Annotated in this window: 25 protein-coding genes; 13 read left to right on the forward strand and 12 right to left on the reverse strand. The window is 60.8% G+C overall.

What is annotated here, in order from left to right; translation table 11 throughout:
- Nucleotides 1-93 precede the first annotated feature (93 nt).
- The 3 genes from NUV89_RS10170 to fos form a co-directional block, all read right to left on the reverse strand.
- On the reverse strand, nucleotides 94-549 hold the full coding sequence (locus NUV89_RS10170; protein WP_257781174.1) for a VOC family protein: 456 nt from the start codon (nucleotides 547-549) through the stop codon (nucleotides 94-96).
- Between the two features lie 33 nt (nucleotides 550-582).
- Entirely contained in the window at nucleotides 583-1,014 is a 432-nt protein-coding gene (locus tag NUV89_RS10175; protein WP_257781175.1) for a VOC family protein, read from the reverse strand.
- A 167-nt stretch (nucleotides 1,015-1,181) separates the two neighbouring features.
- Nucleotides 1,182-1,592, reverse strand: coding sequence for a fosfomycin resistance glutathione transferase (fos, locus tag NUV89_RS10180; RefSeq protein ID WP_257781208.1), 411 nt, complete (start codon nucleotides 1,590-1,592; stop codon nucleotides 1,182-1,184).
- Between the two features lie 159 nt (nucleotides 1,593-1,751).
- Here fos and NUV89_RS10185 point away from each other — a divergent pair, with 159 nt between their 5' ends.
- Together NUV89_RS10185 and NUV89_RS10190 are read left to right on the forward strand one after the other, a co-directional pair.
- On the forward strand, nucleotides 1,752-2,354 hold the full coding sequence (locus NUV89_RS10185; protein WP_257781176.1) for a hypothetical protein: 603 nt from the start codon (nucleotides 1,752-1,754) through the stop codon (nucleotides 2,352-2,354).
- A gap of 11 nt (nucleotides 2,355-2,365) precedes the next feature.
- On the forward strand, nucleotides 2,366-2,665 hold the full coding sequence (locus NUV89_RS10190; RefSeq protein ID WP_257781177.1) for a hypothetical protein: 300 nt from the start codon (nucleotides 2,366-2,368) through the stop codon (nucleotides 2,663-2,665).
- A 221-nt stretch (nucleotides 2,666-2,886) separates the two neighbouring features.
- Here NUV89_RS10190 and NUV89_RS10195 read toward each other — a convergent pair whose 3' ends face one another.
- Entirely contained in the window at nucleotides 2,887-3,405 is a 519-nt protein-coding gene (locus tag NUV89_RS10195) for a GNAT family N-acetyltransferase (protein ID WP_257781178.1), read from the reverse strand.
- A 130-nt stretch (nucleotides 3,406-3,535) separates the two neighbouring features.
- Between NUV89_RS10195 and NUV89_RS10200 the strand changes: the two genes are divergently transcribed.
- On the forward strand, nucleotides 3,536-4,429 hold the full coding sequence (locus NUV89_RS10200) for a LysR family transcriptional regulator (RefSeq protein WP_257781179.1): 894 nt from the start codon (nucleotides 3,536-3,538) through the stop codon (nucleotides 4,427-4,429).
- On the opposite strand, the gene NUV89_RS10205 is transcribed toward NUV89_RS10200, so the two are convergent.
- The 7 genes from NUV89_RS10205 to NUV89_RS10235 all read right to left on the reverse strand — a co-directional run bounded on the left by NUV89_RS10205 (nucleotide 4,426) and on the right by NUV89_RS10235 (nucleotide 10,947).
- Nucleotides 4,426-5,541 (reverse strand): carboxymuconolactone decarboxylase family protein, encoded by a 1,116-nt coding sequence (locus tag NUV89_RS10205; protein ID WP_257781180.1) that lies wholly within the window; start codon nucleotides 5,539-5,541, stop codon nucleotides 4,426-4,428. The two genes, NUV89_RS10200 and NUV89_RS10205, sit on opposite strands and share 4 nt — an antisense overlap.
- A 10-nt stretch (nucleotides 5,542-5,551) precedes the next feature.
- Entirely contained in the window at nucleotides 5,552-6,607 is a 1,056-nt protein-coding gene (locus tag NUV89_RS10210; protein WP_257781209.1) for an alpha/beta hydrolase, read from the reverse strand.
- A 102-nt stretch (nucleotides 6,608-6,709) separates the two neighbouring features.
- On the reverse strand, nucleotides 6,710-7,375 hold the full coding sequence (locus NUV89_RS10215) for a 2OG-Fe(II) oxygenase family protein (RefSeq protein WP_257781181.1): 666 nt from the start codon (nucleotides 7,373-7,375) through the stop codon (nucleotides 6,710-6,712).
- Between the two features lie 79 nt (nucleotides 7,376-7,454).
- On the reverse strand, nucleotides 7,455-8,666 hold the full coding sequence (locus NUV89_RS10220) for an FAD-dependent monooxygenase (protein WP_257781182.1): 1,212 nt from the start codon (nucleotides 8,664-8,666) through the stop codon (nucleotides 7,455-7,457).
- Nucleotides 8,656-9,147 (reverse strand): MarR family winged helix-turn-helix transcriptional regulator, encoded by a 492-nt coding sequence (locus NUV89_RS10225; protein ID WP_257781183.1) that lies wholly within the window; start codon nucleotides 9,145-9,147, stop codon nucleotides 8,656-8,658. The genes NUV89_RS10220 and NUV89_RS10225 overlap by 11 nt, the downstream gene beginning before the upstream one ends.
- A gap of 229 nt (nucleotides 9,148-9,376) precedes the next feature.
- Nucleotides 9,377-9,694 carry a hypothetical protein gene (locus NUV89_RS10230; protein WP_257781184.1) on the reverse strand — a complete coding sequence of 106 codons (318 nt, stop codon included), beginning with the start codon at nucleotides 9,692-9,694 and terminating at the stop codon, nucleotides 9,377-9,379.
- 11 nt (nucleotides 9,695-9,705) lie between these two features.
- Nucleotides 9,706-10,947 (reverse strand): hypothetical protein, encoded by a 1,242-nt coding sequence (locus tag NUV89_RS10235; protein ID WP_257781185.1) that lies wholly within the window; start codon nucleotides 10,945-10,947, stop codon nucleotides 9,706-9,708.
- A gap of 343 nt (nucleotides 10,948-11,290) precedes the next feature.
- Here NUV89_RS10235 and NUV89_RS10240 point away from each other — a divergent pair, with 343 nt between their 5' ends.
- The 10 genes from NUV89_RS10240 to NUV89_RS10285 all read left to right on the forward strand — a co-directional run bounded on the left by NUV89_RS10240 (nucleotide 11,291) and on the right by NUV89_RS10285 (nucleotide 22,509).
- On the forward strand, nucleotides 11,291-11,911 hold the full coding sequence (locus NUV89_RS10240; RefSeq protein WP_257781186.1) for a LysE family translocator: 621 nt from the start codon (nucleotides 11,291-11,293) through the stop codon (nucleotides 11,909-11,911).
- Between the two features lie 97 nt (nucleotides 11,912-12,008).
- On the forward strand, nucleotides 12,009-12,524 hold the full coding sequence (locus tag NUV89_RS10245) for a sigma-70 family RNA polymerase sigma factor (RefSeq protein ID WP_257781187.1): 516 nt from the start codon (nucleotides 12,009-12,011) through the stop codon (nucleotides 12,522-12,524).
- Complete coding sequence (locus tag NUV89_RS10250; protein WP_257781188.1) at nucleotides 12,521-13,492, forward strand: FecR domain-containing protein; 972 nt, start codon at nucleotides 12,521-12,523, stop codon at nucleotides 13,490-13,492. The genes NUV89_RS10245 and NUV89_RS10250 overlap by 4 nt, the downstream gene beginning before the upstream one ends.
- A gap of 96 nt (nucleotides 13,493-13,588) precedes the next feature.
- Nucleotides 13,589-16,030, forward strand: a complete 2,442-nt coding sequence (locus NUV89_RS10255; protein WP_257781189.1) for a TonB-dependent siderophore receptor — start codon at nucleotides 13,589-13,591, stop codon at nucleotides 16,028-16,030.
- A 155-nt stretch (nucleotides 16,031-16,185) separates the two neighbouring features.
- Nucleotides 16,186-16,905 carry an SDR family oxidoreductase gene (locus tag NUV89_RS10260; RefSeq protein WP_257781190.1) on the forward strand — a complete coding sequence of 240 codons (720 nt, stop codon included), beginning with the start codon at nucleotides 16,186-16,188 and terminating at the stop codon, nucleotides 16,903-16,905.
- Nucleotides 16,906-16,964: 59 nt separating this feature from the next.
- Nucleotides 16,965-17,447 carry a VOC family protein gene (locus NUV89_RS10265; RefSeq protein WP_257781191.1) on the forward strand — a complete coding sequence of 161 codons (483 nt, stop codon included), beginning with the start codon at nucleotides 16,965-16,967 and terminating at the stop codon, nucleotides 17,445-17,447.
- Between the two features lie 282 nt (nucleotides 17,448-17,729).
- A complete protein-coding gene (gene dapA, locus NUV89_RS10270; protein WP_257781192.1) occupies nucleotides 17,730-18,578 on the forward strand; it encodes a 4-hydroxy-tetrahydrodipicolinate synthase in 849 nt (282 codons plus the stop codon).
- A 145-nt stretch (nucleotides 18,579-18,723) separates the two neighbouring features.
- On the forward strand, nucleotides 18,724-19,860 hold the full coding sequence (locus NUV89_RS10275; RefSeq protein WP_257781193.1) for a carboxylesterase: 1,137 nt from the start codon (nucleotides 18,724-18,726) through the stop codon (nucleotides 19,858-19,860).
- Between the two features lie 109 nt (nucleotides 19,861-19,969).
- The gene (locus tag NUV89_RS10280) at nucleotides 19,970-21,346 is read left to right on the forward strand and encodes a pyridoxal-phosphate dependent enzyme (RefSeq protein ID WP_257781194.1); all 1,377 of its coding nucleotides are present in this window, start codon (nucleotides 19,970-19,972) and stop codon (nucleotides 21,344-21,346) included.
- Nucleotides 21,343-22,509, forward strand: coding sequence for a cystathionine gamma-synthase (locus NUV89_RS10285; protein ID WP_257781195.1), 1,167 nt, complete (start codon nucleotides 21,343-21,345; stop codon nucleotides 22,507-22,509). The genes NUV89_RS10280 and NUV89_RS10285 overlap by 4 nt, the downstream gene beginning before the upstream one ends.
- 153 nt (nucleotides 22,510-22,662) lie before the next feature.
- Here NUV89_RS10285 and NUV89_RS10290 read toward each other — a convergent pair whose 3' ends face one another.
- Nucleotides 22,663-24,861 carry an OsmC domain/YcaO domain-containing protein gene (locus tag NUV89_RS10290; protein WP_257781196.1) on the reverse strand — a complete coding sequence of 733 codons (2,199 nt, stop codon included), beginning with the start codon at nucleotides 24,859-24,861 and terminating at the stop codon, nucleotides 22,663-22,665.
- Nucleotides 24,862-24,878 lie beyond the last annotated feature (17 nt).

Below are 24,878 nucleotides of genomic sequence, written 5' to 3' on the forward strand. Positions count from 1 at the left end.
GGAAAGGTTAGCGGCGTGAACCTTAATCGGTGTCCAAGATTACTTGACCAGTTCAAGCCCGCTCCCACAGTTGGATCGCGGTGTATCAGATACTCAAGAAAACGCTGTCTCTATAAATGCCTCCAGCGCTTTGTCTTCCAGGATCTCGATAGAAAAATGCCCAAACCGCTTAGGCAACCAAATAATCCGAGCCCCCGACGGGGATTGCAGGTTCGCGCGGGCCAATGGCTTTCCGTTTTCGTCTTCTGGCTGAACACCGGCGGCCATCAGTTCGTCGTAGGCCTTCTCGATATCCGGCGTCGAATAGCAGTGGCGATAAATCATCCCTTCTCCTGCGGAGTCCAACAGCTCCTTCAGGTTCCCCGCCAACGGCTGGACCAACATGAAACGCTCTTGACCGATCAGCGCAATCGCGTAGCGCACGTGCAGGCCACCTCGTTCCCAGACGAGGGTTTTGGAGATCCTGGCATTCAGGATCTGCGCGTAGTAGGCACAGGCTTCTTCGAGATTGTTAACCAGTACATCTACGTGACTGAACTTCAGATCCATTGCCGCCCTCCTGTTGAATGACGTGCGTGTTAATCAGATTGCGCAAACCGGTCGCTCGCCCAACCGCTGTACCAACCTGACGAGATAACCATCAGGATCCTGAACGATGAATTCGCGCTGGCCGACTTCAATATGTTCCGCCCGATACCAGGTGTCTTTGCATTCCAGGTACAGCGCAAATCCAGCCTCTTCTAGTTTCTGCATGATCGGTGCGACCGCCTCAACATCGATCTGCAGGTTGATACCTCTACCAAATGGCTTCACGAGTGGCGCGGTCAGCCATTGGCCCGCGCTGGGATCGAACTGCTCAAGCATGACTTGAGCGCCGCTTGAATCAAGGTAGGCAAATCCGTCTTCCGGGCGTTGATAAACCACTTTGAATCCCAGGCAAGAAACCCAGAAATTCAGGCTGCTCTCCAGGTTGGTGACCATTAACTCTGGGACCAGTTTGTTGCGTTCGAACATTAGATGACTTCCATTTCACAAGGGGCTTTGGCGCGCCGGTTAGCGGGCATGATGATGCCAAGCCTACAACACGCGTCTTGATACAGGCTTCACTGATCCACCGCCATCGCGGGCAAGCCCGCTCCCACAGTTGGGGTGCGTTGTATCAGCTTCCTGCGTCAACAAGATCAATCGAAGAACTCCATACCTGCATACGGCTGGCGTCGGCATTGCTCAAGCCGGGAAGCCAGGTTGCCGACATGCACTTCCAGGCGATGCCCGTCGGGATCTGCAAAATAAAACGAGCTGCCTTCGCTGGAATTGGATTTCCACTCGGTAACGGTAAGGCGTCGCAAGCAAGCGGTGACTGCTTCAAAGTCGTCCTGCGCCACCGAAAACGCGTAGTGAGTGTAATCCGGCTGTGGCTCCGACACTCGGCTCTCATCAAGAGACAGACAAAGCCAAAGATCACCGAGGGAAAGGTAAGCGCCCGCCTCCCAGCGAGCGGCCAATTTAAAGCCAGGAAGCGCACGGTAAAACTCGACACTGCGAGAGAGATCCACAACGGCCAACGTAAGATGATTCAAGCCAGTCAACATGAGCATTTACCCGGTACCAATCCATTAGAACCGGTGAGAGTATCAACACCGACTTTTTCAATACAATCGACCAAGAGCGGCCTGGCGAAATTTTACCGGTCTTGCAATGCGCGTCCTTTCTTGTGGTCTCTACCCCGACGCCGCAAAAGGACACGCTCCATGTCGATCCGCCCTGCCCTCTGCCTGCTGGCCCTGCCGTTGTTCGCCGGCTGCCAGTATTTGCCACACACCGATTACTTCACGGCACCTGCAAGCGAGCCCAACCCTGCCTGGATACGCATCGTCAACTTCACGCAGCATGCCGATCTGTACCAATATGAAAACGGCAGACGTTCGGGTGGCGTCATTCGCAGTGGGCCGCTGCCGTTCACCGTTACGCAGGATGAGGGAATGCCCAAGGCCGGGCAGAAGCTCACGTCGGACTATTACGAAACGCGGGTAAGACCCGGTATTGAAACGCACGTGGGCATGTTCTGGGAGGGGGCGCGCACGCAATCCTGCTCTGTCACGGCGAAGTTCACGCCCCAGGCTGGGCGCTTTTACCAGTTCCGGCTGACTTCCGGTTCGGCAGGCAACTGTACGCTGTACCCGTCGCTGATCGAGCGCGACAAGGACGGAGACGGCTGGCATCTCACGCCAAACCCGCAGGTGACGTACAAGGGCGAAGGGCCCACGGCGAAAACCCATTACGGCAATAGCCGCTTCGAGGATCCCGATTACCATCCATCTGCGGAGCTTTATCCGGGCGTGGACGTTTTATAAGGAGTTGTTCAGTGGGTGACAGGAATTACTGGCTAACGCTCGGCTTACGAGCATCGGAAGATCTGTTTGCATGGTCGGCTTTTGTCGCGCAAACAGAGTTCCTGTGGCAGGACACTACTTTGGTACAGGACGCCGCTGCTTGGCAGCGTGTCTGGTTCGAGCTGGAGATCATCAACGGGCTGGCGTTGGCGCAATGGGATGACCAGGGAAGGCCTGATAACTGGTCAGGTGCCTGGAACAAAGACTACAGGCAAGAAGCGGCTGGCCTGGCGGCTGAGTTGGTGGGAATGCTTGGCGATGGCCGAAAATAATTCATGCCTTGGTTTTTCTTTCACTGGTCCACCGCTATCGCGGGCAAGCCCGCTCCCACAGGGGATTGGGGTTTGCAGGCCAGATCAGGTTTGCACCGCTCAAAAATGTGGGAGCTGGCTTGCCTGCGATGGCGGTGGGTCAGCTGCATCTGTATTAACTGACAGGCCGCCATCGCGGGCAAGCCCGCTCCCACAGGTGGAGTGTGTTGTATCAGCGACATTTAGCGGGATAGCGGCAACTGGTACCTCACCTCCGACAAGGTAACGCCCCCTCTCTCCAGCGTACGCTCACTCCCCGCGTCCGCAACACACCCTGCCCTGCGATAAAACCGGATAGCCCGTTCATTCCCCGCCAACACCCACAGCGTCAAACGCTGAAAACCCTGCGCCCTCAACTGCTGCACGCCGGCTTGCCACAAGGCCAACCCCACACCCGTGTGCCAGTGCTCGGCCAGCACGTAGAGGGCCATGACCTCACCGCTCTCCCCCACGACAGCGTCTTCATCGCGGCCGGCGCCGATGCATATCCAGCCAATCACCTGCCCGCCCGCCTCGGCGAGCACAACATTGGATTCACCCGACTCAATCGAGCGGCTCCAGAATGCTTCTCGCCGTGCCAGCGTCGTGCTCAGCGAGTTCAGGTAGTCGGCAGGCATCAGCTCGCGATAGGCGGCTTGCCAGCTGCGGATATGCACGTGGGCAATGGCCTTGGCGTCGGAGGGCAATGCGCTACGGATCATCGAAGTCGTCCTTCTTCGGGTAGGGAATGCAAGTTGAGCCAGTCTGCCGCCGTTACGTGACAAAACCCGTTCACTACAGGCAAGTGCACCAATGGCATAATCAGGCTCCATTCATACCAGAGCCGTATCAATGAGCGCCGATCGTTACGACCAACTGGCCATCTTCTCCATCGTCGCCCAGGAGCGCAGTTTCACCCGCGCCGCCGCCCGCCTCGGCATGTCACAACCGGCGTTGAGCCGTGCCATGCGCCAGTTGGAGGAACGCCTGGGCGTGCGCCTGCTGGCGCGCACCACCCGCAGCGTGTCGGCGACCCAGGCCGGGGAGCATCTGTTGCAGGTGATCGCGCCGCGCTTCGAGGAGATCGACAGCGAGCTAGCGCTGCTCAGCAAGTACCGTGACAAACCCGCCGGCAAGCTGCGGATCACGGCCGGGGAGCATGCGGCGATTTCGGTGTTGCATCCGATGCTCGGCAAGCTGCTGCCGGATCATCCCGACCTGAATATCGAGATCATCGTGGATTACGGTTTCACCGATATCGTCGCGCAAGGGTTTGATGCGGGGGTGCGCCTCGGTGAGCAGGTGGCCAAGGACATGATTGCCCTGCGTATCGGCCCGGATATGCGCATGGCGGTGGTGGGGTCGCCGGCGTATTTTGCGCGGTACCCGGTGCCGGTGATTCCCAATGAGTTGATGGCGCACAATTGCATCACGTTACGCATGCCGACCCATGGCGGGTTGTATGCGTGGGAATTCGAAAAAGCCGGCCAGGCGTTGAACGTGCGGGTTGAGGGGCAGTTAGTGTTCAACACCATCGCCATGCGCCTGGAGGCGGTGCTCCAGGGCTTGGGGTTGGCGTACATGCCGGAGAACCTGGTGCTGGAGCATGTGGCGCAGGGCCGCCTGGTGCGGGTGCTGGAGGACTGGTGTGAGCCGTTTTCGGGCTACCACCTGTATTACCCGAGCCGGCGCCAAAGCTCGCCGGCGTTTACCCTGGTGCGTGACACCCTGCGCTATCACGCTTAGTGCTGATCGAGCGCCTCGGTGGTGCGCTGGGCAGCGGCGACATCACCTTGCTCGGCCAATAACTGCGCCACTTCACGCAATTGCGCGTCACTCAGGCCTACCCGCAAACTCGCTGCGATATGTGAGCGCAGTTGCGGCTCGACGCCGGGGGTGACAGCCAACGCTGCGACGGTCGCCAGCTCGCGGCTCTGCCAGTCGAGGTTATCCCGCGCGAAGATGTCGCCGAACAAGTGCGCTTGCAGGTATTGATTGATGACCGGGGCGAACGCGAATAACGGCCCTTGGACGGGGGCGCCGGCGATTTGGGTCTGGTTGGCTTTGCCGAGGGTCAGCAACTGCTCGCCGACGGGAATCAGCGCGATGGGTTCTCGTCCTAGCTCATCCTTAATACCGCCTTGCTTGCGCGCTTCCACCACGCGCAACAGCTCGCCGAGGGCGTTGAGGCTGCGAGGGAAGCCGGTGTAGGCGTAAAGCTGCGCAAGGATTTCCTTGGTTTCGCTGATCGTCAGGCCGGCATTCAGGCCCTGGTTCAACGCCGCGTTCAGGCCGGACAGATTGCTGGTTGCCATCGCGGCGGCAATCAGCGGGATGGCCTGTTGTTTGGCTGAGAGCGCGCTGCCGGTGGCCCGTTTGGGCTGCGGCGCGAGGTATTCGGCGTCGGTGACTTTTTCCAGCCACTCGACGTTTTTGCCGTCAACCGTTCCGGTTACCGCGAGGTGCATCATCGCGCTATTCGGCGCCGCGCCGTGCCAGTGCTTGACGCCCGGCGGGCAGACGATCACATCCCCCGGCAGGATGCGCTGCACCGGCTTGCCCCACTCCTGGGTCAAGCCAACGCCCGACATCACCACCAGCCGCTGGCCCGCCGGGTGGGTGTGCCAGGCCGACCGTGCGCCCGCTTCAAAGCTGACGTAGGCACCGGATGCATTGACCTCGTCAGACGCCGGAAACAGTGGATCAACCCGCACCTTCCCGGAAAAATAATCCTCGGGCCCCACCATCGGCGCCTGGCTGTTGGCGCGGCGGATCTGCTGTGACTCGCTGACGCTGTCCGCGCCCGCGGCAAACGGCGCCGTGGCGCACATCGCAATGCCTAAAAGCGTGTTTTTCATGCCGGGTTCCTCACAGCGTGCGGGCGTAGAACGCCGTCAGTTGGGCGATGGCGCTGTCCACATACGCAGGCACCCAATAGGTTTCGATGTGCGTGGCGCCCTCGATCTTGAACAACTGCTTGTCCTGGGTGCCCGTAGCCTTGGCGAACGCCTGCTCGGTCATGTAGAGGCTGTCGGCCTGGCTGCCGGCGATCATCAGCAGCGGCTTGTCGATCAGTTCGATCTGGTCGGTGGCATCGAAACTCATCAGGTCCAGCAGGCTGCTCAAGGTGTATTTGAAGGTGGAATTAGGGTGCGCGTGGGTCTTGCCGTAATACTCAAAACCCTGGCGATACAGATCGAACGGCAGCTTGGCGACTTGTTCATCGGTCAGCTTGACGTCGCCGGTGTACACCACCGCGCCGCCAGCCGCTTCTTGCGCGCGGGCGGCGGACGCTTGTTGCAGGCGCTCCTGGATCGTCGCGACTTGCGAGTCCTGATAGCCATTGCGGCGCACCAGGCCGGAGTTGAACATACTCACCGTGGCAATCGCGGCGAAGCGCTTGTCGGTGCGCGCCGCCGCCAGGGAATACCCGCCGCCACCGCAGATGCCCAGCAGGCCCAAACGCGTGGCGTCGGCGCCGGGATAGTTGGCGATAAAGTCGGCCATGCCATGGATGTCTTCAATGCGATGGGCCGGTTTATCGACGTTACGCGGCTCGCCGCCACTGGCGCCCTGATAAGCCGCATCGGCGGTGATCGTGATGTAGCCCTGGTCGGCCATGCGCTGGGCATACAGGCCGGCGACTTGCTCTTTTACGCCGCCATTGGGGTGGGCGACGACCACCACCGGGTATTTGTGCTTCGCGTCATAGTTTGCCGGGGTGTAGACGTTGGCAGCGATGTCGAGGCCATTGAGCTTGTAGCTCACCGGGTGGATGTTGACCTTGCCGGGCTCGTTTTTTGTCAGCGCACCGGTGTACGTCAGGGTGAAGGGGTTTTGCGTGTAGTCCGCTGCCTGCAGTTCGGCGCCGGACATGCCGATCATCGCGGCCATGAAGGTGCTTTTCAGTGTGGTGCGCATCAGGTCAGTGCTCCGTATTGGCTTGAAGAGCAAACTACCGTTCACGCATTGATGGATAAACCGGCTAAATCACATAGCACTGATACCAAAATCACATAAACCCGTTCACACACCGAAGTTAAACGCGATGGACATCCGTGGCCGGGTCCCTTCAAAACGCCGCACGGCATGCATCAGCCAGGACGGAAACATCACGAAGGTGCCGCTGGTGGCCGAGCAGGTGCTGCTGAATCCCGCCGTCAGGCAATCTTCCACGCGCATGCGCAGCGCGGGGTTGTAGGTCGAAGCCACCATCCCCCGGGGGTCGATGAACTCCAGGTCGCCGCCAACGCTGGCGTCCTCTTCCCGGCCGCCTGCATCGACCCAGTAAACGCCGGACCAGAATGCGCCAGGATGGCCATGCAAGGCGTTGCTGTGGCCGGCCTTGTTCACGTTGGCCCAGGCGTTGAGCGTCCATTCGAATGCGGGCTCGGTGAAGCCGTGTTGTGCGTGGTGAACGGCGGTCAGTTGATTGGCGAATTCCCTGGCAAAGGCCACCAATGCATCACAGGCCTCGCCGCCCCACTGCGCGAAGTCGTGGGCGGATTGCCAACCGCCATCGTTGCTGCACTGGGTGCCGCCGAGGTCTTGCGCCATGCGGGTAGTGATGAGCGTCTTCAGCTCAGCATTGAGCCATTCTGCGTCGGGGTGCTGGAGGCTTGCCAAAGGCGTGGCAAAGAGCCGGCGGATGTTGATGAGGTCAGGATTTACACGCGTGCTGCTGGGTTGCATGGGCTGTTCGCCAGGTTGTGCCAGGAGGCACAGACCATACGGGGCGAACGCCTATAGCGATGTAATCCTTTGTTAAGGTCTAGGGGATTTTGGTAATACGGGCCTCGTCATAGCGCGGCAACTCAATGGCGTCGGCTTTCGGCGACAGGAGCTTGCCGAACAGGGTTTTGAACCCCGGCGTGGTGGCCAGCCGCAACACCGCGTGACCGAGGGCGATCCCCACGCGCGAGTGCGGCGATGCCAGCCGAGGGGCGAACTTGGGGACGCTCTGCGCCTGCTTGACGTAAGGCCGCATCAGCTTTTCATAGGCCGTAAAGGCCTGTCGGTGGTCGGCGTTACGCCCGAGCTCACCGGCCAGTACATAAGCGCCACACAACCCCAGGCTGGTGCCCATGCCGCTGATGGGCGATGCGCAATAGGCGGCGTCCCCCACCAACGCAATGCGACCCTTGGACCAGCGCGGCATCTTGACCTGCACCACCGCGTCCAGATAAAGATCGCTGGCATCATCCAGCGCAGCAAGTACGCGGGGCGCCTCCCAACCGGCATCGGCGAACACGCGCTTGAGCAACGCGACTTGTGCGTCCCTGGGGAGCTTTTCGTAACCGTTGGGCGCTTGCTGGAACGACAAGAAGGCGCGTGTGGTGCCCAGGTTGTCCGGGCGCAAACAGATACACCGGCCACCGGGCAGGTTGTGCCAGCGCATCACCTGGCCATCGCTGGCCTCGCGCGGCACGGTGAAATACGCGGTGTAGAGATCCAGGGAGCGGCGCTCGACTTCGTTGCCGAACACTTGATTGCGTGTCGCGGAACCAATCCCTTCGGCAATGATGACCAGGTCGTAAACCTGCTCAGCGCCCTGCTCGAAGCGCACGTGCACCTGGTCGCCATCGTCTTCCAGGGCGTTGATGCTGTCACCGAAGCGGTACGTGACCCGATCCTCGCTCTGCTGGATCAGCAACTTGGCGAGTTCGCCGCGCAGGATTTCCAGCTCGGCGATCGGGCCGTCGCCGTCGAAGGCGTTTACACCAATGAACGCCTGGGTGCGGTTGGCTTGGTCAACAAAGGCGATGCCTTGTTCCTGGGTGCTATTGGCCCGAATCAGTGCCTCCAACCCCATACGCTGCACGACCACCCGCCCTGCCCCACGCACGTCGATGGTTTGCCCGCCATCGCGAAACGCCGGCGCCTTTTCGACCACCGTCACGTCCATGCCCTGCCGGGCCAGCCAATACGCCAACGCGGGGCCGGCGATGCTGGCCCCGCTTATCAATACGGTTTTAGCGGTCATGAGCGCTCCCCGGCAACGTGTTGCGGTAAACCTCGATCACCTGCCCGAGAAACCCCTCGACCACCGCACGATCCTGGCCTTCCAGCGCGCCGAGTACCGTGCTCAGCCCGCCGAGCATCGGCGCAATATGCCGATACGCCTGCGCCACCGACGCCGGCAGTGGACACACCAATACCCGGCGCTTGTCCTCCAGCTGCCGCTCGCGGACCACATGCCCCGCGCGCTCCAGCCGGTCGATGACCTGGGTGATGCCGGCGGTGGTCACCGAAAGGCGCGCGGCAAGCTCGGTCGGCGGCAGCGGGCCGTCGGTTATCAAGTGCTCCAGCGCGGCCATGTCGGTCTGGTTAATGCCCAGCGCCGCCCCTAGGTGGCTGGCGGATTTGCGCGTCAGGATGGCGATCTGTTGCAACTGCTGGCCAACGGGATCGCTGGCGATTTGCAGGGTGCGCGGGTCGTCGGCGGGGGATTTGGGGGGCTTCATGGGGGGCTCTGGTCGTTTGGGGAGGCGCGAAATTAGCACATAGCTAGCTTTCTTAGCTACCTTAATTGAGCGCCTCGAGCGCACCGATGAAAAACCTCCTCCGAGTGGCGCGCGTAAACGTTCTTCACAAGCGGTGGTGACAGGCTTTAATGCACCAGCGTAAACATGCCCCCCCACATAGACACAAACGCTGTGGGCTCACTAGTATTCCTAGAGATCAAACGATACATCAGTAGTAAACCATCAAATTCCGCTCTCCCACACCCGTCGTAAAAAATGTATAACCTGCGCTGTTCGCCTGCTCTTTTCTCAAGTCCAATAAATCCGTAGAAATATTAGTCAATACTTTAACCTTTCGAGCAGTACCAACAGTCCTGCAAAGCACCAGCACTTTATGCGTTTGATCTGGATCACCCCAGAACACTTTCGATTCCCAGTGACGGGCTTCTCCTGCAGCGATCAACGATTCAAAAAAAGCATAGTCCTCGCTCGTCTCCTCTAAAGAGACGAGATTGCATACAACATCATTATCTTTTCCAAAAACCATGATTTATCTCCTTATTTTTTCGGGAACGGGCTGGCGTGGGAACCGGAGTCTGATGGAGGCGTGACTGGCACTATTCTCGACAGTTCGGTAGCTTTCTGACGCATGTTCTTATACAACGTAGGATTTTCAATCAACTCTTCAACACTCCCCACTTCCTGGATCGCCCCACTTGGCAGTATCAAGTACTCCCTGGCGAGATAGCCGATGGCCAAGGGTTTGGGAAAGGTCTCATCCATTGTCACACCGCGCGCAGTGCGTGATGCCAATTTGAACGAAGCGCCCGGCAGCACATATCCGCCATATTTCTGCTCAGACTCCAAGTTGGCCATTTGTCGTCTGATATTGCCCAATTGCTGCTGAGTTCTTAACTTATTGAGCGTCGCTATATCCGCCTGCAACGCTGCAATATCAGGATCGGTACTTTCCGCCTCACCGGCAGCCGGCACCGCCGGGGTATCAGGCACTACCGCGCCTTTCTTCAACTCGATCTGCTTGTTGAGCTGGGTAATCAATGCCTTATAGGACTCTTCAGACGCGCTCAACAGTTCTGGCGCATTGACCTCTGCCCCGGCCCGAACGTCAGTGCCTGAGGTATCAGCGAAGGTCAACGACACGGTGGCGCCTTTAATGCTGTACACACGACTGATTACCCTGAGAATCGTCGGGCCCGGGTTGTTTTTCGCGAGCGTACCAAGATCACTTTTATTGTCCGTTGCCCATTTCCCTATGAGCCGATTCATCGCTTTATCGGTAAGCCCTTGATTGGAGGCGCCCTTGAACACAACAGACCCTGTTGCGCTTTGTGCACCGGCCACTGAAAGTGCAACGGGGACTGAATTAAGTGGAATAGCCAAACCGAGTGACCCGCGTTTATCCACGGAAAACGTATAACTAGGAAACGCCGTGTTCGGCGCCCGATGAAAAGAGGCTGCCTCTGTTGTTGCAAATCCATTGACATACAGGTTGTCGTACTCGACTTTCGCTATAGCAATCCTATCGTAGCGATTGACCAGCGGTAAAAGACCCTTTGACTCCCAGGTCTCGATTTCGGTGGCTATATCGTTTTTCGATATAAATACATCGCCAGGCCGAAGATCTTCATCCAATGGATAGACCGGCATCACCTGACTCGCCCGCACGGTCATGCTCCAATCTTTCGCCACACGCTCGAGTGAGTTTTTTGGCGCCATTATTCCGCATGACGCGAGTGCGCAACTGACAACAACTAAAATTCCTTGAGTTTTAAGTATCATGCCTATCTCCCACGCCGCCTGGACACACAAAGATCATCATGATCTGCGCCAGCAATCCAGACGTTAGCTACGTCAAAACGGCTATGCGTTAGCGAGATAATTTATATATAGCTCAGCCCTTTTAGTTTTGCCGCCTGTTATTAAAAATAATACATGCACCTTGTCAATTGCATGTTTTTGACTCGCCGATGCAATCCAAACGTACCTGTATTTATTCCAACTTCGCATCACTGTCAGCGCTCCCCTTGCGCATGACGCAGAGGCACCGTAACCGCCAAAGTTGCCCAAGTACTGCGCAGCCCATTACTCTCCCACCTCCCCGCATTGCGAACCCGGAGCCGCCATGGACCTCGCCACCCTCGCTCTTTTCCTCCCCGCCTGCTTCGCCCTGAACATGGCGCCCGGCCCCAACAACCTATTGTCCGTAAGCAACTCGACCCGCTACGGCTACCGCACCTCCTGCCTGGCCGGCATCGGCCGCCTGCTGGCGTTCGCCGGCATGATCGCCCTCGCCTCTGCCGGCCTCGCGGTGGTGCTGCAAACTTCGGAGTTGTTGTTCTACGGGATCAAGATCCTGGGGGCGGCGTACCTGTTTTACCTGGCGTTCCAGTTGTGGCGGGCGAATCCACAGGGGGAGTCGGAAGCGGCGACGGCGAAGGTAGGTTTGTGGGCGTTGGCGCGGCAAGAGTTTTTGGTGGCGGCAGGCAATCCAAAAGCCATCCTCATCTTCACCGCCTTCCTCCCGCAATTCGTCGTTCCCGGCCAACCCATCACCCCGCAATTCGCCGTGCTGGGCGCGATGTTCCTGGTACTGGAATGGATCGCCATCAGCGCCTATGCCTACATGGGCCTGCACATGCGCCGCTGGTTTGCCGAGCCGCGTGGCAAGCGGATATTCAATCGGTGTTGCGCGGGGTTGTTGTCGGCGGCAGCGACGGTGTTGTTGATGGCGCGGCGGGCATAAGCCAGGAATAAACACAGTCTTTACTTGCTGACCACGGCTTGCAGACACTAGGATGCGATGAATTCTCAAATGCACTGTGTTCTTGCAGAGGCTTTCTGTGTCGTCGTCATCCACGCCCCCAGCCCCGCACGCCGATATTCGCGCGTTGTACATCGATCATCACGCCTGGTTGCTAGGCTGGTTGCGCAGGCGGCTGCACCACGGTGACAGCGCCGCCGACCTGGCCCAGGATACGTTTGTGCACATCCTCGGCAAGCCAGAGCGGTTGCAGGAGTTGCGCCAGCCACGGGCCTGGTTGAGTACGGTGGCCCATGGCTTGTTGGTGGATCGGGTGCGCCGGCAGCGGGTCGAGCGGGCTTATCTTGAGGCCATTGCTCACCTGCCGGAGGCTGAGGTGCCGTCGCCGGAATCACAGTTGATCCTGCTGGAAACCCTGGCACGCGTGGACGCGTTGCTCGATGGCCTGCGCCCCAAGGTGCGCATGGCCTTTTTGCTGTCGCGCCTGGAGGGCCTCAGCTACAAGGAGATCGCCGTGCGCTTGGCGGTGAGCCTCGGGTCGGTGGAGAAGTACATGGCCTGTGCCATTCGCCATTGCTATCTGGCTCAACGATGAGCACGCAACCATTGCCCGATACCGTGCTCGACCAAGCCATCGGTTGGCGGGTGCGGATCGAATCCGACGGCTCAAACCCTCAAACCCTAGAGGCTTGCCTTCGTTGGCGCCAAGCCGATGGGCTGCATGAAACAGCCTGGCAAGCGCTGCAAAAAAGCGACGCGGCCTTCCAAGGGCTGGCCGCGCTGCCGGGCACAGTGGCGCTGGATACGTTGGAGCGCTTGCACAGCGGCCATCACAGCCGGCGCCACGCGCTCAAATTGCTGGGGATGGGATTGCTCATCACCGGGGCCACCGGCTGGCAACTGCGTGACAGCACGCAGCTGCCCTGGGGCGCGGACTATGCCACCGGGGTGGGCGAACGGCGTCAGTTCCTGCTGCAGGATGGCACGCGCCTGCAACTGAACACCGCCAGTTCGGTCGACGTCGAATTCACTGCCCAGCGACGGCTGATCAACCTGCGGCGCGGTGAAATATTTGTCGATACCGGTAAGGACGGCGCCGCACCTGATGGGCGTCGCAGTTTCTGGGTCAGCACCCGGCACGCGCGGCTGCAGGCCATCGGCACCGCCTTCGGCGTGCGTGATGAAGAACGCGGCACCCGGGTTCGGGTCGAGGACGGCGTGGTGGCCATTCACAGCAAGGGCGATCCGATCCTGATTGCCGCCGGTGAGGAATACCTGATCAATCTCGACGGCAGCCAACGCGTCGAGGCCAGCACCCTCAACGCCAGCGCCTGGACCCGCGGGCAACTGGTAGCCAAGCGCATGCACCTGGGCGAACTGACCGCCGAATTGGCGCGTTACCGTCACGGCTGGTTGCGCTGCGATCCCGCCGTCGCGCAACTGGAGGTGTCGGGGGTCTTCCAGCTGGATGACATCGACCGCGCGTTGAGCGCCCTGAGCGATTCGCTACCGGTACGTGTCGAACGCTTTACGCCGCTCTGGACCCGCGTGATCGCCCGTTGAGCCAGACGAGAAATAATCGCAAAATATTTACGGGTTTTGCCCCGTCCTTCGACAAACAGGACATACCCCCTGTTATTCGAAAGGAGCTCGTCGTTCATGTCCTCTGCTTTGATTCCCCCTCGGTCGCTGTCGCGCAGTGCCCTTGCACTTGCCCTCCAGGGCATCCTACTGGCCAGCGTTGCGGTGCAGGCCGCCCAGGCGGACAGTCGTCATTACGAATTGGCCGCCGGTCCACTGGAGGAGTCGCTCAACAGTTTCGCCCAGGCGGCCGGGATCACCTTGCCCTTCGACCCGGCGCTGGTGCAAGGCAAGCGCGCGCCGGCACTGCGCGGAGACTACGACGTACACGAAGGTCTCAGCCGCCTGTTGAATGACAGCAACCTGAGCGTTATGCGCAGTGCCAGCGGCAACTACCTGCTGGTGCCACGCGGCGGCGACACCGGAGCGCTTGAATTGGGCGCCACCAACATCAGCGGCCTGAACCTCGGGGCTACGACCGAAAACAGCAGCTCCTACACCACCGGCGCCATGCAGACCGCAACCAAGCTGCCATTGTCCCTACGGGAAACGCCGCAGTCGGTCACCGTGATTACCCGTCAACGCATGGACGACCAAGGCATGCGCAGCCTCGACGATGTGGTCCAGGCCACCCCCGGGCTACGCTTGGCCGCTGCACGGCCGGCCAATAGCGAGTTCTTCGCCCGTGGTTTTCCCATCACCAACCTGATGTTCGACGGCCTGCCCACCACCTACAACGCCGACTGGGTCGCCACCGCCGACCTCGCCCCCTACGACCGTGTCGAAGTGGTACGCGGCGCCACCGGCATGATGCAAGGCGCCGGCAACCCCTCGGCCGCCATCAACATGGTGCGCAAGCGTCCCACCCAGGCTTTCCAGGCGAGCATCACCGCCAGCGCCGGCAGTTGGGACAACTACCGCAGTGAACTGGACGTCAGCGGCCCGGTCAACGACAGCGGCACCCTGCGCGGCCGTTTTGTCGGCGCCTACCACGACAAGGACAGCTACCAGGATTACGCCGGCCGCGAACGTGGCGTGTTCTACGGCGTCAGCGAGTTCGACCTGAGCGACAGCATCACCCTGACCGTCGGTGCCTCCGATCAGAATGACAATAACAACATCAACTGGGGCGGCTTGCCGGTGAGCCCCCATGGCAGCCACATGGACTTTTCGCGTTCAAAGACCTTCGGCTACAGCTGGTCGCACCAGGACATCGACAACAAGACCTTGTTTGCCGAACTTGACCAGCGCTTCGACAACGACTGGCGCCTGCACCTGGGCGCGTCGAAAAACTGGTCCGAGTTCAAGATGATGGGCGCTGTGCTGGAACGTAACAACGACGCCACCTACCGCCAACGCGTATTCAACCAGGGCCGCGACTTCGACCAGTCCACCTACGACTTCTTCGCCAGCGGACCCTTCGCCCTCCTCGGCCGTCAGCATGAACTGGTGGTGGGCGCCAGCAAGCGCCAACTCAAGACCGAGGCCGTTGGCGGCACGGTGTTCGTCAACAACATTGACATCAACCGCTTCAATCCCAACGGCCTGGCGCGGCCGAGCGTGCCGGACGTGTACACCCTCAGCGAGAAAGTCGATCAGGAAGGGCTCTACGTCACCACCCGCTGGAACCTCGCCGACCCGCTGAAAGTCATCCTCGGCGCCCGCCTGGACTGGTACGACGCGACCTCCATCTACGACCAGATCAACGACCAGTACTACACCTCGGGCAAAACCCGCGAGGTGCGTCACCTCACCCGGTATGCCGGTGTCATCTACGAGCTGGACGACAACCATTCGGTGTACGCCAGCTACACCGACATCTTCCAGCCCCAGACCGAAAAGAACGGCGACGGTGGCGGAATCAAGCCCATCACCGGGGAAAACTACGAAGTGGGCATCAAGGGCGAATACTTTGGCGGCGCACTGAATGCCAGCGCCTCGGTGTTCCAGATCGACCAGCTCAACCGCGCGGCAGAAGTGGCGGACGCCACAACCTGCACATTCATCCCGGTCGGCGCCTACGGTTGCTACGAGGCCGCGGGCAAAGTGCGCAGCCAGGGCGTAGAGCTGGAGATCAACGGCGCACTGACCCCGAACTGGCAAGTGGGCGCCGGCTATACCTTCGCCCAGGCCAAGTACGAAAAAGATGCCGTCGCCGCCAAGGAAGGCACCCTGTTCGACACTGACGTACCGCGCCACATGTTCAAGGCCAGCACCACCTATCGCCTGCAAGGCGAGCTGAACCGCTGGCGGATCGGCGCCAACCTCTACCGCCAGAGCAGCACCTACAACAAGGGCCGCAATGTGTTCGGCAACTTCCAGATCGAGCAAGAGGCCTATGCCTTGGTGGGACTGATGGCCGGGTATCAGGTCAATAAACACCTCGACACCCAGCTGAACATCAACAACGTGTTCGACAAAAAGTACTATCAGGGGATCGCCAGCAACTCCACGTGGAGCCCGTATGATGTGTACGGCGACCCGCGTAACTTTACGGTCACGGCTAAGTACAGTTTCTGACGGGATGCAAGGGTTCGACACATCGACCCTGCTGCGGCAGAGCCTGGGACGATGTGGGCGAACGAGGGCAACGCGGAGCTTGGCTGACACCGCAGCCTTGCGCCAGAATCAGCCGCTGAACACAACGAGCAGCCCCCCAGTCAAGGAGACAACCCATGAAAACCCTCGTGATCGGCGCCAGCAAAGGCTTGGGCAAAGCCTTCATGGAAGGCCTCGGCGAGCCCGGCGATACGCTGATCGGCGTGTCCCGCAGCCAACCCGAACACCTGGACCACAAGGCTGGCGTCAGCGTGCACTGGGTCGAGGCCAACCTGGCCGAACCCGCCGCAGCCGCGCAGGTCATCGCTGCGGCGGTCGCGGAAGGCGGGCTGGATACGCTGATCTACAACCTGGGCATCTGGGAAGAATTTGCCTTCGACCCGGCGTACAACTTTCTGACAGACGACGACAGCCAGATCGAAGCCATTGTGACCTGCAACATCACGTCGACGCTGTTGCTAATCAAGCGGCTGTTGCCGGTGCTGCTCAACAGCGCCAACCCCAGGATCATCCTCACCGGCTCGACCTCCGGCCTGCCGCAAAGTGGCCGCCCGGAAGTGACCTTTGGTGCCTCCAAGTTCGCCCTGCGCGGTATCGCCGACGCCTTGCGTGAGGGCTATCGCCAGCAGCGGCTGGGCGTGACGTGCCTGAACCTGGGCTACCTGAATACCGAAGACCCTTTAAGCACCCCGCGTTCGCTGGCCGAGCAGCGTGACGCAGGCCACTCGATTCCCGTGCACGACGTGGTGCAGGTGGTGCGCATGGCGTTGAGCCTGTCTTCGGCCAGCTTCGTCAAGGAGATCACCTTGCCAGCCATCCTGGACGAGCGTTTTTAAAGGAGCGAACACGGGGCATTGTCTAGACTTCACACAGCCATTTCCCGTGGAGACCCGCCATGCCCAGCAAAGCCACGCTCTGCCTCTGGTACAACGGCACCGCCCTGGACGCCGCCACCTTCTACGCCAAGACCTTCCCGAACAGCCGCGTAGTCGCCACGCACCTTGCCCCTGGTGACTACCCGTCGGGCCGGCAAGGCGATGTGTTGACCGTCGAGTTCATCGTCATGGGCATTCCCTGCCTTGGGTTGAACGGCGGCCCGGCGTTTCCCCACAGCGAGGCGTTTTCGTTCCAGGTGGCCACCGATGACCAGGCCGAAACGGACCGCTATTGGCACGCCATCATCGACCACGGCGGGCAGGCCAGCGCCTGCGGTTGGTGCAAGGACAAGTGGGGGCTGTCATGGCAGATCACGCCACGGGCCTTGACCGCTGCCATCACCCATCCCGACCCGGCTGCCGCCAAGCGCGCGTTCGATGCGATGATGACCATGACCAGGATTGATATCGCGGCCATCGAAGCCGCCGTCGCCGGGGCTTGACACATTCGCTCACATCCCCTGAAGATGGCCATCTCATTCAGGGTGTGACAATTCATGTCTGCTAAGTCGCTGTTCAACCTTTCCGTCATTGGCTCGATTGCCAAGGCGCAAGGTTGCGTGGCGCACGCCCTCAAATCGAAGAAACAGTCGCTCATGTGACCGGGGCGCGCTGTCCCGTCAGATGAGCTGACAGGACATTGAGCGCGACGGTCTCCCCCCCTTGCACAATTCCCTCTGCCCTTCTGACGGTGACTTGATCGGTCAATCATCAGGAGAAAGTGCATGTCAGCGTTTCAAGGTATCTGGGTTCCCGTGGTCACGCCGTTCCAGGACGGTGCCATCGACTTTGGCGGCCTGCAACGGCTGGTCGGTCACCTGCTGGAAAAACACGTGGCCGGGATCATGGTGTGCACCACCACGGGCGAAGCAGCATCGCTGAGCCGGCCAGAACAACTGGCGGTGCTGGATGCGGTGTTGCAGCAAGTTCCTGCGCAGCGTGTGGTGATGGGCCTGGCGGGCAACAACCAGATTGAACTGCTGCAGTTCCAGGCGGAAGTCCTCAAGCGCCCGGTCGCCGGATTGCTGGTGCCGGCACCGAGTTATATCCGCCCATCCCAGGCCGGGCTGGAAGCGTTCTTCCGCACGGTGGCCGATGCTTCCAGTGTGCCGGTCATCCTCTATGACATTCCCTACCGCACCGGCGTGACCTTCGAGCAGGCGACCTTGCTGACCATCGTCAGCCATCCGCGCATCCAGGCCATCAAGGATTGCGGCGGCAACCTGGGCAATACCCTGGCCCTGTTGGCCAGCGGCAAGGTGGACGTGTTGTGCGGCGAAGACCAGCAGATCTTCAACGCGCTGTGCCTGGGCGCCAGTGGCGCGATTGCGGCGTCGGCCCATGTGCAGACAGAACAGTTCGTGGCGCTGTGGCGCCAGGTGCGGGATAACCAGTTGGCGGAGGCGCGGGCGACGTTTTTCCAGTTGCTGCCACTGATAAACGCGATGTTTATCGAGCCCAATCCCGCGCCGGTGAAAGCCGCACTCGCCCTGGAAGGCTTGATCGGCAGTGAGCTGCGGGCGCCGATGCAGCGTGCCAGTGACAGGGTTATCGCCCGACTCAAGCAGTTGTAGGAAGCCACCTACAGCATGATTCAGCATGCGCTGCGCCGGTTACCAATCGTTATATTTTCCCTTGCCGTTGGGGCGTTTGCCGGCTGGATCGCAGCCGGACAGCCGCGTAAGGTCGGCTGCATTCTGCACCGCTTGGGGATATGCGATGAACTTACTGCGTTTGCTGGTGCTGCTCAGCCTGGTGGGTTGCGCCGACCGCTCCACGGCGCTGAACGCGCCCAGCCCTGCCAGTTTCGAACAATACCGCCAGCAAACGCTGGCGATCCTTGAGCGTGAACGGCGCTTCCAAAAACCCGACCATGGGCTGGAACTGGACTGGAATGCGCCGCGCGAATGGCTCGCGCAAAACCCCAATGGCCACGGCGTCCTGTTGGTACATGGCCTGGGGGATTCGCCGGGTTCGTTCAGCGATATTGGCGCTGAATTGGCGTCACGGGGTTATCGGGTGCGCACGCTGCTGTTGCCCGGGCATGGCACGCAGCCCTACGACATGCTGGAGGTCGATATCGACGACTGGCGCAGAACGGTGGCGCAGCAAGTGGCACTGTTGCGCCAGGATGTTGACCGGGTCTACCTGGGCGGTTTTTCCACCGGTGCCAACCTGGTGCTGGAATACGCCATGGACGATCCAGGCATCGCCGGCCTGCTGATGTTTTCGCCGGCGTTCAAGGCGCGAAACCGCTTTATCTGGATGCTGCCGTGGCTGACTTACGTCAAACCCTGGCTACGCGACCCCGAAGGCCCACGGCAGTTGCAGTCGCCACTGCGGTACCAGAACATCCCCACCAACGGTTTTGCGCAGTTCTATCGCACCAGCACAGCGGTGCGCGACAAGTTGGCCGCCGCTACGTTTGACCGCCCGGTGCTGCTCGTCAGTGCCGCCCACGACTCGGTGGTGGACGTGCAGTTCGTGAGGGAGGCGTTTACCGAGCGCTTCCCCCACCCTGCCTCGCGGCTGATCTGGTACGGCGAGCTGCCAGCCCCGCAGCAATCGCCGCGCATCCTGGTGCGCAGTGACCACTTGCCGGCCGAGCGCATCAGCCAGTTTTCCCATATGGGCGTGCTGTTCGCCCCGGGCAACCCGCAATACGGCCGCCAGGGCCAACAGCCAGAGTGCTGGAACGGCCAGACGGATGAAGGCCTGCAACACTGCCTCGCCGGCAAGCCCGTGTGGTATTCGGCCTGGGGCTATCGCGAACCGGACAAGGTGCATGCACGGCTGACCTTCAACCCTTACTTTGAGTGGCAGGCCGAGGTCATGGAACAGGTGATGCGCCAATAACGGACAGGCAACCGCCTTGCCGCTGGCGAGTGCTGCGATCCCGGCCTATGGTCCAAGGCACGCCTTGCACTTTGTTGTCCGACCTACGCGCTCCGTAACAGGTGACACCATGCCCAGCCTCTCCCGCCCCGCCGTGCTCGAACTGATCGGCAACACGCCGCTGGTCCGGGTCAGTCGCTTCGACACCGGCCCCTGCACGCTGTTTCTCAAGCTTGAATCCCAGAACCCTGGCGGCTCGATCAAGGACCGCATCGGCCTGGCCATGATCGACGCCGCCGAACGCGACGGCCGCCTGCGCCCCGGCGGCACCATCATTGAAGCCACCGCTGGCAACACCGGCCTGGGCCTGGCGTTGGTGGGCCGGGCCAAGGGCTACCGCGTGGTGCTGGTGGTGCCCGACAAGATGTCCACGGAAAAGGTGCTGCACCTCAAGGCCATGGGCGCCGAAGTGCATATCACCCGCTCAGACGTGGGCAAGGGCCATCCCGAGTATTACCAGGACGTCGCCGCGCGCCTGGCCAAGGGCATCGCCGGTTCCTTCTTTGCCGACCAGTTCAACAACCCCGCCAACCCCCTGGCCCACGAGACCGGCACCGCCCCGGAGATCTGGGCGCAAACGGAGCACGACCTGGACGCGATCGTGGTGGGCGTCGGCTCGGCTGGCACCCTCACCGGCCTGACCCGCTTCTTCAAGCGCGTGCAACCAGAACTGGCGATGGTGCTGGCCGATCCGGTGGGCTCGGTGATGGCCGAATACAGCCGCAGCGGCACCCTGCCAACACCCGGGTCGTGGGCCGTGGAAGGCATTGGCGAAGACTTCATCCCCTCGATTGCCGACCTGTCCAGCGTGCGCCACGCCTACTCCATCAGCGATGAAGAAAGCTTCGACCACGCCCGCCAGTTGCTCAAGGCCGAGGGCATTCTCGGTGGCTCGTCCACCGGCACCCTGTTTGCCGCCGCCTTGCGCTACTGCCGCGAACAGACCGCGCCCAAGCGCGTGGTCACCTTTGTCTGCGACACCGGCACGCGCTACCTGTCGAAGGTCTACAACGACCAATGGATGAACGACGCAGGCCTGCTGCAGTACAAGCACTACGGCGACCTGCGCGACCTGATCGCCCGCCGCTTCGAAGACGGCCGCGTAATCAGCGTAAGCCCCGATGACACCTTGCTCACCGCCTTCCAGCGCATGCGCCTGGCCGATGTCTCCCAACTGCCGGTGCTGGTGGACGGCAAGCAACTGGTGGGTGTAATCGACGAATCCGACATCCTGCTGGGCCTGCACCATGACGCTGCGGATTTCACCATGGTGGTTGCCAGCGCCATGACTGCTCGCCTTGAAACCCTGCCCCCCAGTGCCAGCCTCGCCGAACTCCAGCAAGAACTGGATCGTGGCCTGGTCGCAATCATTGCCGACGCGTCCGGCTTCCATGGCCTGATAACCCGCGTCGACCTACTCAACCACCTGCGGAGATCCCTTGCATGAGCCAGCCCGATAAAAGCGCGTTTGCCACCCGTGTGATCCATGCCGGGCAAAGCCCCGACCCGACCACGGGCGCGCTGATGCCGCCGATCTACGCCAACTCCACCTACCTGCAAGACAGCCCCGGCGTGCACAAGGGCTTTGATTACGGGCGCTCCCACAACCCCACGCGGTTTGCCCTGGAGCGTTGCGTGGCGGATCTGGAAGGTGGCACCCAGGCGTTTGCCTTCGCCTCCGGGCTGGCGGCGATTTCCACGGTGCTGGAGTTGCTGGACGCCGGCGCCCATATCGTCTCCGGCAATGACTTGTATGGCGGCACCTTCCGCCTGTTCGACAAGGTGCGCCAACGCAGCGCCGGGCACCGTTTCAGCTTTGTGGATTTGAGCGATGTGTCGGCGTTCGAAGCCGCATTGCAGAACGAAACACGCATGGTCTGGGTCGAGACGCCCAGCAACCCATTGCTCAGCCTCACCGACCTCAGTGCCATTGCGCGTATCTGCCGGGCGCGGGGGATTATCTGCGTGGCCGACAACACCTTCGCCAGCCCGTGGATTCAACGGCCGCTGGAGCAGGGGTTTGACGTGGTGGTGCATTCCACCACCAAGTACCTCAACGGTCACTCGGATGTGATTGGTGGCATTGCCGTGGTTGGCGACAACCCTGAACTGGCGGAACGCGTGGGTTTCCTGCAGAACTCCGTGGGTGCCATCGCCGGGCCGTTCGACGCCTTCCTCACCCTGCGCGGTGTGAAAACCCTGGCCCTGCGCATGGAGCGCCATTGCAGCAACGCACTCGACCTGGCCACCTGGCTGGAGCAACAGCCGCAAGTCGCGCGGGTTTACTACCCTGGCCTGGTTTCCCACCCACAGCACGCACTGGCCTGCCGGCAAATGCGCGGGTTTGGCGGGATGATTTCAGTGGATTTGCGCACAGACCTGGCGGGTGCCACACGCTTCCTGGAAAACGTGAAGCTGTTCGCCCTGGCCGAAAGCCTGGGCGGCGTGGAAAGCCTGATCGAGCACCCGGCGATCATGACCCATGCCAGCATCCCTGCGGCGACGCGGGCGCAGTTGGGGATTGGCGACGGGTTGGTGCGGTTGTCGGTGGGGGTTGAGGATGTGGAGGATTTGCGGGCGGACCTGGCGCTGGCCCTGACACATATCTAACGTTTGCCTGGGCGATTGTTTGTGTGGGAGCTGCTTTTTGTGGGAGCTGGCTTGCCTGCGATGCAGGCACCTCGGTCATTCAGTTAAACCGAGGTGATGCTATCGCAGGCAAGCCAGCTCCCACAGAAAAGCCCAACTCCCACTCTGGTCGGATTAGCTTGAGGTAATGCTGGCCCGCGCCGCATGCAGCTTCTTGTAGCTCTCAATCAAGCGCTGATGCCGATCCAGCCCTTCCAGCTTCATGCTGGTCGGCGTCAGGCCATAAAACCGCACGCTGCCATTGACCGAACCAATCACCGCGTCCATCCGCTCATCGCCAAACATCCGGCGGAAGTTGGCTTCGTAGTCCGCCAGTTCCAGGTCGTCGTCCAGTTCCATCTCCAGCACCGCATTCATCGCCTGGTAGAACAGGCCACGGTCGGCGGTGTTGTCGTTGTATTGCAGGAACATCTCCACGCATTCCTTGGCTTCCTCATGTTGCTGCAAGGCGAGGAAGATCAGCAGCTTCAATTCGAGGATGGTCAACTGGCCCCAGGCCGTGTTGTCGTCGAACTCGATGCCGATCAAGGTGGTGATGTCGGTGTAATCGTCCAGCTCGCTTTCGATCAGGCGCTCGGCCAAGGCGTTGAGTTCGGCATCGTCGAGGCTGTGCAGGTTGAGGATGTCGGCACGGAAGAACAGCGCCTTGTTGGTGTTGTCCCAGATCAGGTCATCCACCGGGTAGATTTCCGAGTAGTCCGGTACCAGGATGCGGCAGGCGGTGGCGCCGAGGTGTTCGTACACCGCCATATAGGATTCTTTACCCATGCCTTCAAGAATGCCGAATAGGGTCGCGGCTTCCTGCGCATTGGAGTCGGCGCCTTCGCCGGAGAAGTCCCATTCGACAAACTCGTAGTCCGACTGCGCGCTGAAGAAGCGCCACGACACCACACCGCTGGAGTCGATGAAGTGCTCGACGAAGTTGTTCGGCTCGGTCACCGCCTGGCCTTCAAAGGTCGGCGCGGGCAGATCGTTCAAGCCTTCGAAGCTGCGACCTTGCAGCAGCTCGGTAAGGCTGCGTTCCAGCGCCACTTCCAGGCTTGGGTGCGCGCCGAACGAGGCAAACACGCCACCCGTACGCGGGTTCATCAGCGTCACGCACATCACCGGGAATTCGCCGCCCAGGGACGCATCCTTGACCAACACCGGGAAACCCTGGGCTTCCAGGCCCTGGATACCAGCGAGAATCCCCGGGTACTTGGCCAGCACGTCGGCAGGTACATCCGGCAAGGCGAATTCGCCTTCGATGATTTCGCGCTTCACTGCCCGCTCGAAGATCTCCGACAGGCACTGCACCTGGGCTTCGGCCAAGGTGTTGCCAGCGCTCATACCGTTGCTGAGGTAGAGGTTTTCGATCAGGTTGGACGGGAAGTACACCACTTCACCGTCGGACTGGCGCACGAACGGCAGCGACACGATACCGCGCGCCTCGTTGCCCGAGTTGGTGTCGTACAGGTGCGAACCGCGCAACTCGCCGTCGCGGTTGTAGACCTTGAGGCAGTAGGCATCGAGGATTTCCGCCGGCAGCTCATCCTGCGGGCCGGGCTGGAACCAGCGCTCATCCGGGTAATGCACGAACGGCGCGTTGGCCAGTTCTTCACCCCAGAATTGATCGTTATAGAAGAAGTTGCAGTTGAGCCGCTCGATAAACTCGCCCAACGCTGACGCCAATGCGCCTTCCTTGGTCGCGCCCTTGCCGTTGGTAAAACACATCGGCGAATGGGCATCGCGGATATGCAGCGACCACACGTTGGGCACGATATTGCGCCACGAGGCGATTTCAATCTTCATGCCCAGGCCGGCGAGAATCGCCGACATGTTGGCGATGGTCTGCTCCAGCGGCAGGTCCTTGCCGGCTATATAAGTGCCCGCTTCGCAAGTGGTGTTGGGCATCAACAAGGCCTGGGCATCGGCGTCGAGGTTTTCAACTTCCTCGATGATGAACTCAGGGCCGGCCTGCACCACTTTCTTCACGGTGCAACGATCAATGGAACGCAGGATGCCCTGGCGATCTTTCTCGGAGATATCCGCCGGCAACTCGACCTGGATCTTAAAGATCTGGTTATAGCGGTTTTCCGGGTCAACGATGTTGTTCTGCGACAGGCGAATATTGTCCGTGGGGATATCGCGGGTGGAGCAATACAACTTCACGAAGTACGCCGCACACAACGCCGACGAAGCCAGGAAGTAATCGAACGGCCCCGGTGCCGAACCATCGCCTTTGTAGCGAATGGGTTGGTCGGCAATAACCGTGAAGTCGTCGAACTTGGCTTCAAGTCGAAGGTTGTCGAGAAAGTTGACCTTGATTTCCATGCGGGCACACCAGAATA

This window comes from Pseudomonas sp. 18.1.10, from assembly GCF_024655625.1.
Taxonomy (GTDB): Bacteria; Pseudomonadota; Gammaproteobacteria; order Pseudomonadales; family Pseudomonadaceae; genus Aquipseudomonas.

What these genes read in the sequence shown, in the direction of transcription:
- NUV89_RS10170 (WP_257781174.1), bottom strand. Translation starts at nt 549, where the DNA reads ATGGATCTGAAGTTCAGTCACGTAGATGTACTGGTTAACAATCTCGAA.
- NUV89_RS10175 (WP_257781175.1), bottom strand. Translation starts at nt 1,014, where the DNA reads ATGTTCGAACGCAACAAACTGGTCCCAGAGTTAATGGTCACCAACCTG.
- fos (WP_257781208.1), bottom strand. Translation starts at nt 1,592, where the DNA reads ATGTTGACTGGCTTGAATCATCTTACGTTGGCCGTTGTGGATCTCTCT.
- NUV89_RS10185 (WP_257781176.1), top strand. Translation starts at nt 1,752, where the DNA reads ATGTCGATCCGCCCTGCCCTCTGCCTGCTGGCCCTGCCGTTGTTCGCC.
- NUV89_RS10195 (WP_257781178.1), bottom strand. Translation starts at nt 3,405, where the DNA reads ATGATCCGTAGCGCATTGCCCTCCGACGCCAAGGCCATTGCCCACGTG.
- NUV89_RS10200 (WP_257781179.1), top strand. Translation starts at nt 3,536, where the DNA reads ATGAGCGCCGATCGTTACGACCAACTGGCCATCTTCTCCATCGTCGCC.
- NUV89_RS10205 (WP_257781180.1), bottom strand. Translation starts at nt 5,541, where the DNA reads ATGAAAAACACGCTTTTAGGCATTGCGATGTGCGCCACGGCGCCGTTT.
- NUV89_RS10215 (WP_257781181.1), bottom strand. Translation starts at nt 7,375, where the DNA reads ATGCAACCCAGCAGCACGCGTGTAAATCCTGACCTCATCAACATCCGC.
- NUV89_RS10220 (WP_257781182.1), bottom strand. Translation starts at nt 8,666, where the DNA reads ATGACCGCTAAAACCGTATTGATAAGCGGGGCCAGCATCGCCGGCCCC.
- NUV89_RS10225 (WP_257781183.1), bottom strand. Translation starts at nt 9,147, where the DNA reads ATGAAGCCCCCCAAATCCCCCGCCGACGACCCGCGCACCCTGCAAATC.
- NUV89_RS10230 (WP_257781184.1), bottom strand. Translation starts at nt 9,694, where the DNA reads ATGGTTTTTGGAAAAGATAATGATGTTGTATGCAATCTCGTCTCTTTA.
- NUV89_RS10235 (WP_257781185.1), bottom strand. Translation starts at nt 10,947, where the DNA reads ATGATACTTAAAACTCAAGGAATTTTAGTTGTTGTCAGTTGCGCACTC.
- NUV89_RS10240 (WP_257781186.1), top strand. Translation starts at nt 11,291, where the DNA reads ATGGACCTCGCCACCCTCGCTCTTTTCCTCCCCGCCTGCTTCGCCCTG.
- NUV89_RS10250 (WP_257781188.1), top strand. Translation starts at nt 12,521, where the DNA reads ATGAGCACGCAACCATTGCCCGATACCGTGCTCGACCAAGCCATCGGT.
- NUV89_RS10255 (WP_257781189.1), top strand. Translation starts at nt 13,589, where the DNA reads ATGTCCTCTGCTTTGATTCCCCCTCGGTCGCTGTCGCGCAGTGCCCTT.
- NUV89_RS10260 (WP_257781190.1), top strand. Translation starts at nt 16,186, where the DNA reads ATGAAAACCCTCGTGATCGGCGCCAGCAAAGGCTTGGGCAAAGCCTTC.
- NUV89_RS10265 (WP_257781191.1), top strand. Translation starts at nt 16,965, where the DNA reads ATGCCCAGCAAAGCCACGCTCTGCCTCTGGTACAACGGCACCGCCCTG.
- dapA (WP_257781192.1), top strand. Translation starts at nt 17,730, where the DNA reads ATGTCAGCGTTTCAAGGTATCTGGGTTCCCGTGGTCACGCCGTTCCAG.
- NUV89_RS10275 (WP_257781193.1), top strand. Translation starts at nt 18,724, where the DNA reads ATGAACTTACTGCGTTTGCTGGTGCTGCTCAGCCTGGTGGGTTGCGCC.
- NUV89_RS10280 (WP_257781194.1), top strand. Translation starts at nt 19,970, where the DNA reads ATGCCCAGCCTCTCCCGCCCCGCCGTGCTCGAACTGATCGGCAACACG.
- NUV89_RS10285 (WP_257781195.1), top strand. Translation starts at nt 21,343, where the DNA reads ATGAGCCAGCCCGATAAAAGCGCGTTTGCCACCCGTGTGATCCATGCC.
- NUV89_RS10290 (WP_257781196.1), bottom strand. Translation starts at nt 24,861, where the DNA reads ATGGAAATCAAGGTCAACTTTCTCGACAACCTTCGACTTGAAGCCAAG.